This is a genomic window from Flavihumibacter sp. UBA7668 (genome assembly GCF_002483205.1).
Taxonomy (GTDB): Bacteria; Bacteroidota; Bacteroidia; order Chitinophagales; family Chitinophagaceae; genus Flavihumibacter.
Map to the genome: position 1 here is coordinate 257,640 of NZ_DLHM01000006.1, position 10,009 is coordinate 267,648.

The following is a 10,009-nucleotide window of genomic DNA, read 5'->3' on the forward strand; positions in this document are numbered from 1 at the left end:
TAAAACATGGCTGAGAATACGAACGCGCCGGTTCAACCGGTTGAATCCAATGAGGTTGTTGACAGAGTAACCGGCTTTTGGCAACAGAATAGCAAAAATATTCTGATCGGATTAACTGCAGTAATTGTTATTGCCGGTGGAATTGTAGGTTATAAATACCTGATTGCTGAACCAAATGAAAGAAAAGCAAACGATGCAATATTTCAGGCACAGCAGTACTTTCAGCAGGATTCATTATCACTTGCTTTAAATGGAGATGCAACCAATCCTGGTTTTTTAAAAATAATGGATAAGTACAGCGGTACAAAAGCAGCTAATCTTTCTAAATTTTATGCAGGAGCAATCTATCTGCGTCAGGGTGATTTTGCCAATGCAGAAAAACAATTGAAAGATTTCTCCACTTCTTCTCTCCAGATCAGTGCCCGAGCCAAGTCTTTGCTTGCGGATGCCTATTCTGAACAGGATAAAAAAGAAGAAGCGGCAAAATTATATAGAGAAGCAGCCGGACTTTTTGAAAAAGATGAGTTTAACTCGGCTGAATATCTCTTCCGTTCCGGTTATCTTTATGAATCATTAGGGAAAAACAAGGAGGCAATTGAAGCATATAAATTGATCAAAGAGAAATATCCGCGTTCAGAAAGAGGATTTGAAGTTGATAAATACCTGGCTCGTCTGGGTGAATTATAAAAAATATGGCAGCAACTGGAAATACCAATGTTGTAAAGATACCAGCAGGCATCCTCCCCAAGGATGCCTGTGTTGTTCTGGTGAAAACAGAATGGAATGATCGTATTATTAATGAATTAGAAGCAGGAGCAAAAAAGATACTGGCGGAACAGGAGATTGAGAATCTTACAACAATAATAGTGCCTGGAGCAGTGGAAATTGCATTTGCCATCCGTGCGTACTGGGAAGCTAAAAAATATTGGGACGATCGGCCGCATGCGTTCATCGCTCTTGGTTGCGTGATAAAAGGAGATACTCCGCATTTTGATTATGTCTGTAAAGCTGTAACAGATGGTGTGGTTCTTTTGAATAATGAACTACCTGTACCTACTGTTTTTGGCGTTTTGACAGTATTTTCAGAAGAACAGGCATGGGAAAGACTCGGAGGGAAACATGGACACAAAGGGGAAGAAGCCGCAATAACTGCTATTAAGATGATTGCACTTCAACGTAGCTTTAAAAAATAGTTTCTGTGAAAGTTCAGTTGTTCATTCCCTGTTTTGTAGATCAGTTGTATCCATCCACTGCTTTGAATATGATTAAGGTGCTGGAAAAACTCGGTTGCACGGTAGATTACAATCCAAACCAAACCTGTTGCGGACAACCGGCATTTAATGCAGGATTTCAAACTGAAGCAAAAGCAGTAGCAGAAAAATTTATAAAAGAGAATATTTCGCATGCTGATTACCTGGTTGCTCCAAGTGCTTCCTGCACGGGATTTGTATGCAATTATTATCCACAATTATTTGATAATTCTTCCATTCATAATCAGATCAAAGACCTGCGGTCACGCACTTATGAATTTTCATCTTTTCTTGTTAATGTGTTGGGCGCCGAAGACCTTGGTGCTAGTATGAAGATGAAAGCAACTTACCACGATTCCTGCGCTGCCTTAAGGGAATGCAAAATTAAAGAGGAACCAAGAAAATTATTATCGAGAGTAGCTGGACTGGACCTTATTGAAATGAAGGATGTTGAAACCTGTTGTGGGTTTGGTGGAACTTTTTCTATCAAGTATGAGCCAATAAGTGTAGCGATGGCAGATCAGAAAATAAACAATGCATTGGAAACAGGAGCAGAAGCCATCATCAGTACTGATCTGTCCTGCCTTATGCATCTGAACGGATGCATTGAAAAAAAGCAGCTGCCTCTTCAGACTTTTCATATTGCCGATGTACTTGCATCGGGATGGTAACTTATTTTTGAGGACAAAATTGTAGTTCATGGCCTATTGGTTAGTAAAATCGGAACCATTCAAATACAGTTGGGAACAATTCGAAAAAGACAAGAAAACTTTTTGGGATGGAGTGCGCAATTACGCAGCCCGAAACAACCTGAAAGCAATGAAAAAAGGGGAGAGGGTTTTGTATTACCATAGTAACGAAGGAGTAGAAGTGGTCGGTATTGCCGAAGTGGTAAAAGAATTTTATCAGGACCCGACCACACCTGAAGATGCATGGGTAGTGGTGGATTTAAAACCGGTAAAAAGGCTGAAAAATACGGTTCCGCTTAGCACAATTAAGACGGACCCAAGGCTTGCAAATATGGCACTGGTAAAACTAAGCAGGTTAAGCGTACAGCCGGTGACAGATGAAGAATGGAAAGTGATTATGGAATTAGCTGGAGAAAAATAATGAAAAAACTGGTCGTATTATCGGGAGCTGGCATCAGTGCAGAAAGCGGATTGAAAACTTTCCGTGACAGTGACGGGTTGTGGGAAGGTTATGCCATTGAAGAAGTTGCTACTCCCGGTGCTTGGAGAAGAAATCCGGATCATGTTCTCCGATTTTATAATGAACGCAGAAAAAATGTGCTGGAAGCGCAACCCAATAAGGCGCATGAAATACTGGCTGAATTACAGGATCATTTTGATGTTCAGATAATTACACAAAATATTGATGATCTGCATGAAAGGGCCGGGTCAAAAAAAGTACTGCATCTTCATGGCGAAATTTTCAAAATGCACAGTGAATTTGATATTGACCTCACCGCTTCCATTTATACAGATATGAAAACGGGAGAACTGGCACCGGATGGAGGTCGCTGGCGCCCGGCGATTGTTTGGTTTGAAGAACCCGTACCTAAAATAGGGGAAGCAATCCCGCTTGTAAAGCAGGCTGATCTGTTTCTCATAGTTGGTACTTCTCTCGTCGTTTATCCTGCTGCCTCACTTGTTGATTTTGTTCCAATGGATTGTCCGTTTTATGTTGTTGATAAAAAGATTCCGGCAACGGGCATCGGTAGAAAGCTCCACACATACGAACACCTGGCCAGCATTGGCATGGAACAATTGAAAAAGCAGCTGTTGGTGCAGTTTTTTTAATCTTTCCCTAACAGCCCGGATGGATTTATTCCATTCAATTTGCAACATGAAATGTTTTCTATCCCTGGTTCTTGGATTTTTTCTTACAGGTACCTGTATGTCTCAGCTATCCCCCGCCGCCATTAAATTAAAGCAATATCAGGTGGATAGCAACTCCCGGGAACAGCATTATCTGAAATTCCTATACGAAGATTTTAAATCCATTTCCACTGGGGCGGAAAAATATCGATTAGCTCAACATCTGGCTTTTGCCGGAGATCAGTTGCTTGCAGAATTTTACCTGAAAAATTCCTACGATTCAATGCTGGCAGAAGGCTATAAAGATGTTCGACGCTATCTTGATACAATGGGCAAATTGCAGTTACAGGATGCCCGATCCTGGATTTTGAATCGCGCTGCTTCAGAAAAAATCGTGCTATTCAATGAAAATGCCGCACAACTTCAGCAACGTGCTTTTTTTTATTCCCTTTTGAAAGATTTTTATAAGTTGGGCTATCGGTATTTATCACTTTATTGGTTAAATCCGATGATCAATCCAAATACAAGGCCTGTTGATAAGTACCTGGGTTATCAGGTTGCGGATCCTTTAGCTGCAGAAATAGTTCGGCAGGCTAAGAACCTTGGATTTACATTGATTTCCTATGGTGATTCTTCTATCACCAAACGCACAACCAATGTACAGGATGCGGTCCATGCAAGTAAACTGGCCGCTCTTTTTCATCAGGATTCTTCAGCCCGCGTTTTGGTGCTTGATGAACAGGCACATATCGCAGAAAAACCTATCGGTGATTTTACTCCCATGGCTACCGTGTTTTACCGGATCTCCGGAATCAATCCATTTACTATAGATCAAACAGAGTTATGTGGTGGAAGCAGTTTCGAATATGGGCGGTATTTTTATGATGAACTCATTAAACGGGCTACGGTTGACCAGGTGTCCATTGCAGTTCGAAATAAACTGCCCATTAGTTTGTTGGAAAATGATCAATACGATTTGCAGCTTATATTTCCGGCAACCAAAGTTATTCGGAACCGGGCTGATTATTTATCGCTGTCGGGTATTCGAAAAGAAACAGCGATTCAGCCTGCTCATAAAGATTTATTTCTTGTACAGGCCTATTATGAAGAAGAAACCCTGAAGATACCATATGCCAATCTTATTCCGGCAGATCAAACCTATCTTACGGATCGGGATGGCTATTACTGGCTTTTTTTGAAACCCGGAAAATACAAAATGGTTTACCGGGATATTCATTACAATATCCTTTCTGAAAAAGACTGGCGGGTTGATTGATTAATCAGGCGAAACTATTTTCCTATCCCAATGATACGGGTTTGAACAGACCTGCCTTTTCCATTGGTGGGCACTTTAACTGAAAGAGAGGAACTTGCCTCAATTTTTTCTACAATTACCATTTCTGAGTGGTGCAATGTTTGATCTTTTTCCAGAAAATCAACTGCAATTTTTATGTCTTCTATTGGTTGGGAATGGCTGTTTTTTACAGTAAGTACCAGGTGATTGATTCCACCAAACATACCTACATTGATCTCATCCGGACGAATGGAAAGGTGTCTTCTAAGGGCAGCAAATTCCAGGGCCGGATTGGCTGGTAATGAGTTAGGAATATCTTGCTCATTAGAATGTTCATTGTTAGTCTGAATTGCAGGAATAAGAGCAGGACTTTCCGTTTGTAGTATTGTTCCTGGTTCATTTGAACCGAATTCTATATTCCTGCCATTAAAATAACGTATCACGAAAAACAGATTGATAGCAAAAAGTACGGCCATCGCAATACGATTAAATCCTGCGGGTAAATAGTTTTTGAGTTGTGGTTTCGGTTGAAACTGAATTTGGTCAATTACCGGATCAGCAGCAAGTTCAGTTGCTTTTGATGGTGTTTCAATAAGAGGAGTCAGCTCAGCCTTTTTTTCCGGTAGATGAGCTACCTGTAATACCGGCTCTCTCTTAGAAGAAGATGCTTTTTCAGGTAATATAACAGTGATGGATTTTTTGGGGTTTTGTTGGTACTGTTCTTTTTTCTGTGGTTGTGAAATGACTGAAGGAATTTCCTCCTCATTTTTTTCTGCCGGATTTTTATGAAAAATCCGGTAAAAATCTTCTTCAACAGCAGGTGCTAATTCTTTGAATTCCGGTAATTCCGAGGGGTAACGCCAGGCGGCACTTTTTCCATCTACCCAAACCAGATCATATGGCTTAAGGGGAAGATGTGCCAATTCCTTCCAGGTATAGGGGCCTGATTCTTTGTTATTTCGCAACAACCGGTAATGTTGCATAATTGGCGGGTTTTATGGTTGGTTTGGTTTGCAATTGGTCTGGCTGATAAAAGTACTAAAAAGATAGCCACGAAATAGTGGAAAAATTGGGGTAAAATTGAGGGAATTGTTAAGGTTTTGCCCCTTAAAAACGGTAGATTTGCCCACTCTCATAAAGGCTTTTAATAAACAACAAAGAACCCTTTCAAAAGGTTAATTTTTTTACAGCATGGAAGAAAATCTGACGCCACAGGAAACCAGCGATACCAACCGGATAATTCAGATCAATATAGAGGAGCAAATGAAGACCGCATACATCGATTATTCGATGTCGGTAATCGTTGGGCGTGCTTTGCCGGATGTTCGGGATGGACTAAAACCGGTACATCGCCGGGTTTTATATGCGATGAACGATCTGGGTATCAATTCCAACAAACCCTATAAGAAGTCGGCCAGGGTTGTAGGGGAAGTATTGGGTAAATACCATCCCCATGGGGATGCTTCGGTTTATGACACCATGGTACGAATGGCACAGGAATGGAGTATGCGACATACCCTGATCGATGGGCAGGGTAACTTTGGTAGCCAGGATGGTGATGGTCCGGCTGCCATGCGTTATACAGAAGTAAGGCTGCATAAAATTGCAGAAGCCATGTTAGAAGATATTGAGAAAGAAACGGTGGATTTCCAACTCAATTTTGATGATTCACTCGAAGAGCCAACGGTGCTGCCTACCAGAATTCCTCAGCTTTTAGTAAATGGATCAACCGGAATTGCCGTTGGCATGGCCACCAATATGCTGCCCCATAATCTCGGTGAAGTGGTGGATGGCTGTATGGCGTATATTGATGACCGTGAAATTTCATGTGAAGACCTGATCAAATATGTTAAAGCGCCTGATTTCCCAACGGGAGGAACTATTTGGGGAATGGATGGGGTAAAACAGGGCTTTTTAACTGGTAGAGGGCGTGTGGTACTGCGTGGTAAAATGCAGATTGAAACCAAGCCAAGTGGCCGCGAACAGATTATCATAACAGAAACACCCTATCAGGTTAACCGGGATGCGCTTTGTGATAAAATTGGTCAGCTGGTTATTTCGAAAACAATTGAAGGCATTGCACATGTCAACAACGAATCCAACCAGAAGGAAGGAACCCGGATTGTAATCGACCTGAAAAGGGATGCAGTAGCCAATGTTGTGGTAAATCAGTTGTTTAAATTTACGGAGCTTCAAACCTCCTTTGGAATCAATAATGTGGCGCTGGTAAAAGGTCGTCCGCGTACTTTGAATCTGAAAGATCTGATTCATGAGTTTGTTGAATTCCGTCACGATGTGGTGGTTCGTAGGACGCAATATGAATTAAAAGAAGCTCAGAAAAGAGCCCATCTGTTATTGGGTTACCTGATTGCACTGGATCATTTAGATGAAGTGATTGCATTAATCCGCAGTTCTGCAACACCGGAAATAGCTAAAGAAGGACTCGTGAATGCAGGATGGGGACTGGATGAAATTCAGGCAAAAGCTATTCTGGAAATGCGTTTACAACGATTGACCGGGATGGAAAGAGATAAGATCAAGGATGAATATGAATCCCTGATGAAACTAATCGCTCATTTGCAGGAGTTGTTGGGCAATGAAGGCATGCGTTATGATGTCATTAAAAAAGAATTACAGGAAGTAAAAGATAAATTCGCCACTCCCAGGAAATCAGATATTACTTATCTGGCCAATGAAATGAATGTGTTGGATTTCATTGCGGAAGAAGATGTGGTTATCACGATTTCTCACCTTGGATATATCAAACGTACATCCGCAACCGAATACAGACAGCAGCGTCGGGGCGGACGAGGAGCATTGGGCAGTAGAACCCGGGATGAAGATTATCTGGAACATATTTTCGTAGCCTCCACCCATCATACAATGATTTTCTTCACAGAAAAAGGTCGTTGTTACTGGCTGAAAGTATATGAGATCCCTGAAGGCGAAAAGAATAGTAAAGGTCGTGCTATCCAGAATTTAATGCAATTGCCATCAGATGATAAAGTGCGAGCCATCATTGATGTGGCCAATCTGGAGGATAAGGAATTTGTTCAAAGTCATTATATCGTGCTTTGTACCAAACAGGGAATTATCAAAAAAACGCTCCTGGAAGATTTCAGTCGCCCTCGCCAGACCGGTGTAAATGCCATTACCATTGTGGAAGGAGACCAGTTGCTGGATGCCCGTATGACGGATGGTAGCAGCGAAATTATGATGGCTATCAAATCAGGCCGCGCAATCCGGTTCCCGGAAGAAAAAGTACGTCCAACCGGCCGCGGTGCTATTGGTGTTGCAGGTATCGAAGTGGATGATTCCAATGATGAAGTTATTGGCATGATATGTGTCAAGAAAGAAGACGCTGACAAAACCGTTCTGGTTGTTAGTGAGAAAGGTTTTGGAAAACGTACCCAGATTGATGAATACCGGATCACGAACCGGGGGGGGAAAGGGGTGAAAACAATCAGTGTAACAGATAAAACCGGACCACTGGTAGGTATCCTGGATGTAACGGAAAAAGAAGACCTGATGATTACCTGCAAAAGTGGATTGACCATCCGGACATCCATTGCAGATATTCGGGAAGCTGGCCGGGCTACACAGGGAGTAAAGCTGATTAATCTGCAGGCAAATGATGCTATTGCAGCCATTACCAAGCTGGATGAAGTGGAAGAAGAAGTGGAAGCTGTACTTACGGAACTGCCAGCTGGCGATCAGCCAGTAACCGAAGAGGCAAGTGGTGAAGATGCAACTCCACCAACCGAGACAACCGATCCTACAGAAAAACCATCTGAATAAAAGAACGAATAAACTAAACCTCTAACAAAAATAGGACTGATGAAAAAGCTCTTACTTACAGCGATGCTGGCCACCTCGGTATTGGGTTTATCTGCCCAGAATCTGGAGAAAATCAAAGGAACTTTAAAGGCAAAAAAATTAACGGAAGCCAAGGAACAAATCGAGACTTTCCTGGCAAATGAAAAAAATGCCAAGAATCTGGAAGCCTGGTATACAAAGGCTAAAATTTATTCTGAAATATCTCAGGATCCTGCTGTTGCTGCAACCGTTCCGGATGCCCGTTCGATTGCATTTGAAACGCTTAAGAAATATGTGGATATGGATGAAAAGGGACAGTTAGTTTTCCTTCAATTGGATAATTATAAACCAATCATGGATGTATACCAGGGTTATTTCAAAGCTGGTGCAGATGACTACAATGCCAATAAATTCGAAACAGCTCATTCCAATTTCAAAAATTGTCTTGAAGTTAGTGAGTACATGGTTGGCAAAAAGTGGTCTAACCTGACATTGGATACTACGGTAGTTTTGTATGCCGGTATCAGCGCCGAAAAATCCAACAAAAGGGATGAGGCGGCTATTTATTACTCCAAACTCGCTGATGCAAAAGTGAACGGTGAAGGTATGGTGGAGATTTACAAATGGCTGGTGGATTATAACTACAATCAGAAAAAAGATACCGAAGCTGCAAAAAAATACCTGACTCTGGGTAAAGAAGTGTATCCGGAAGACAAATTTTGGCCAGCCTATGAACTGGATATTGCCCGCGATGGTGGTGATAAGGCAGAACTTTTCAAAAAATACGAAGCAGTATTGGCCGGGGATCCAACTAATACTTCCATACGCTATAACTATGCAGTAGAACTATATTCTGAAGGATACAAACCGGAAGTTGCTCAACGTCCGGCTAATTCAACTGAACTGATTGCAAAAGCGGAGGAAGAACTTAAAAAAGTAGTTGCTGAAAAACCTGATTATGCGGCTGCATACCTGGTATTAGGACAAATTCAGTACAATCAGGGAGTGGATTACAATGCGGTGAATAAAACGATTCGTCCTCCTCAGGGTGGTCGGTTGAAGCCGGAAGAATTGAAGAAAAAAGAGGAACTGCGTGGACTGATTGCACAAAAATTTGATGCTGCCATTCCTTATTTCGAAAAAGTTGATGAATTACTTGGTAAAGAAGGAAAACTGAAAATGGAGCAAAAATCTTACCTGAAAGACGCGTACGATTTGTTGATAACTATCTACGACAACAAGCAAAATCAGGAGAAACTTAAATTTTACGAAGAGAAATTTAATAGTGTGGATAAAGTGCATTAACCATTTAATTCCTCGAATCTTAAAAGCCGCCTCAATAGGGCGGTTTTTTTATGTGATTCTGGTGACCATATCTTTCATTATTTCAACCTTTTCCCGTTCGCAGGCCAGCATTCGTTCGTATAGGACAATGATTTTTTCCTCGTAAATTTCTATTATTTTCTGAAATGGCTGGAAGGATGCCTGCGGACTATTTTCAGTAAGATTTTGATGAAGCCTCAGAAGGACGATTTCAGGATCAAACTCACGAAAAGCTGGAACCGGAATTTTTAAAGCAACAGACAAATGTTCCAAAATAACCGGCTCAATTATTTCTTTTTGCTCCAACAGGGAAATTTTCTTTTGATTCCATTCTTCACCCAATGACATAGCTAATGTTTCCTGTTTGATGCCCAGCATTTCCCGGAATCGTTTTAGATTTCGGCCTTCATGAATTAACTTTTCCATGGGTGATAAAATTTAGAAATGACCGCCAGGCAAGGTTCTGCCAGAGCTATTAATGTCCTATAATTTATATTATGTTAAATAGA

Annotated in this window: 10 protein-coding genes; 8 read left to right on the plus strand and 2 right to left on the minus strand. The window is 41.4% G+C overall.

Annotation, left to right across the window (positions count from 1 at the left end; translation table 11 throughout):
- Nucleotides 1-6 precede the first annotated feature (6 nt).
- The 6 genes from B2746_RS17730 (at nt 7) to B2746_RS17755 (ending at nt 4,343) form a co-directional block, all read left to right on the plus strand.
- Nucleotides 7-687, plus strand: a complete 681-nt coding sequence (locus B2746_RS17730; RefSeq protein ID WP_290796721.1) for a YfgM family protein — start codon at nt 7-9, stop codon at nt 685-687.
- 5 nt (nt 688-692) lie between these two features.
- Nucleotides 693-1,193, plus strand: coding sequence for a 6,7-dimethyl-8-ribityllumazine synthase (ribH, locus tag B2746_RS17735; RefSeq protein WP_290796724.1), 501 nt, complete (start codon nt 693-695; stop codon nt 1,191-1,193).
- Between the two features lie 5 nt (nt 1,194-1,198).
- Nucleotides 1,199-1,921: a (Fe-S)-binding protein gene (locus B2746_RS17740; RefSeq protein ID WP_290796727.1), complete on the plus strand. Its 723-nt coding sequence runs from the start codon at nt 1,199-1,201 to the stop codon at nt 1,919-1,921.
- Between the two features lie 28 nt (nt 1,922-1,949).
- A complete protein-coding gene (locus B2746_RS17745; RefSeq protein WP_290796730.1) occupies nt 1,950-2,360 on the plus strand; it encodes an EVE domain-containing protein in 411 nt (136 codons plus the stop codon).
- Complete coding sequence (locus B2746_RS17750) at nt 2,324-3,049, plus strand: SIR2 family NAD-dependent protein deacylase (protein ID WP_290796732.1); 726 nt, start codon at nt 2,324-2,326, stop codon at nt 3,047-3,049. Before B2746_RS17745 ends, B2746_RS17750 begins: the two co-directional genes overlap by 37 nt.
- Before the next feature lie 97 nt (nt 3,050-3,146).
- Nucleotides 3,147-4,343 (plus strand): hypothetical protein, encoded by a 1,197-nt coding sequence (locus B2746_RS17755; protein WP_290796735.1) that lies wholly within the window; start codon nt 3,147-3,149, stop codon nt 4,341-4,343.
- 14 nt (nt 4,344-4,357) lie between these two features.
- On the opposite strand, the gene B2746_RS17760 is transcribed toward B2746_RS17755, so the two are convergent.
- Complete coding sequence (locus tag B2746_RS17760; protein WP_290796738.1) at nt 4,358-5,344, minus strand: hypothetical protein; 987 nt, start codon at nt 5,342-5,344, stop codon at nt 4,358-4,360.
- A gap of 208 nt (nt 5,345-5,552) precedes the next feature.
- Between B2746_RS17760 and gyrA the strand changes: the two genes are divergently transcribed.
- Both gyrA and B2746_RS17770 read left to right on the plus strand, forming a co-directional pair.
- Nucleotides 5,553-8,159 carry a DNA gyrase subunit A gene (gene gyrA / locus B2746_RS17765; protein WP_290796741.1) on the plus strand — a complete coding sequence of 869 codons (2,607 nt, stop codon included), beginning with the start codon at nt 5,553-5,555 and terminating at the stop codon, nt 8,157-8,159.
- A 39-nt stretch (nt 8,160-8,198) separates the two neighbouring features.
- Nucleotides 8,199-9,482: a hypothetical protein gene (locus B2746_RS17770; protein ID WP_290796744.1), complete on the plus strand. Its 1,284-nt coding sequence runs from the start codon at nt 8,199-8,201 to the stop codon at nt 9,480-9,482.
- A gap of 48 nt (nt 9,483-9,530) precedes the next feature.
- Here the strand turns inward: B2746_RS17770 and B2746_RS17775 are convergent, their stop codons facing one another.
- Entirely contained in the window at nt 9,531-9,926 is a 396-nt protein-coding gene (locus B2746_RS17775; RefSeq protein WP_290796746.1) for an XRE family transcriptional regulator, read from the minus strand.
- Nucleotides 9,927-10,009 lie beyond the last annotated feature (83 nt).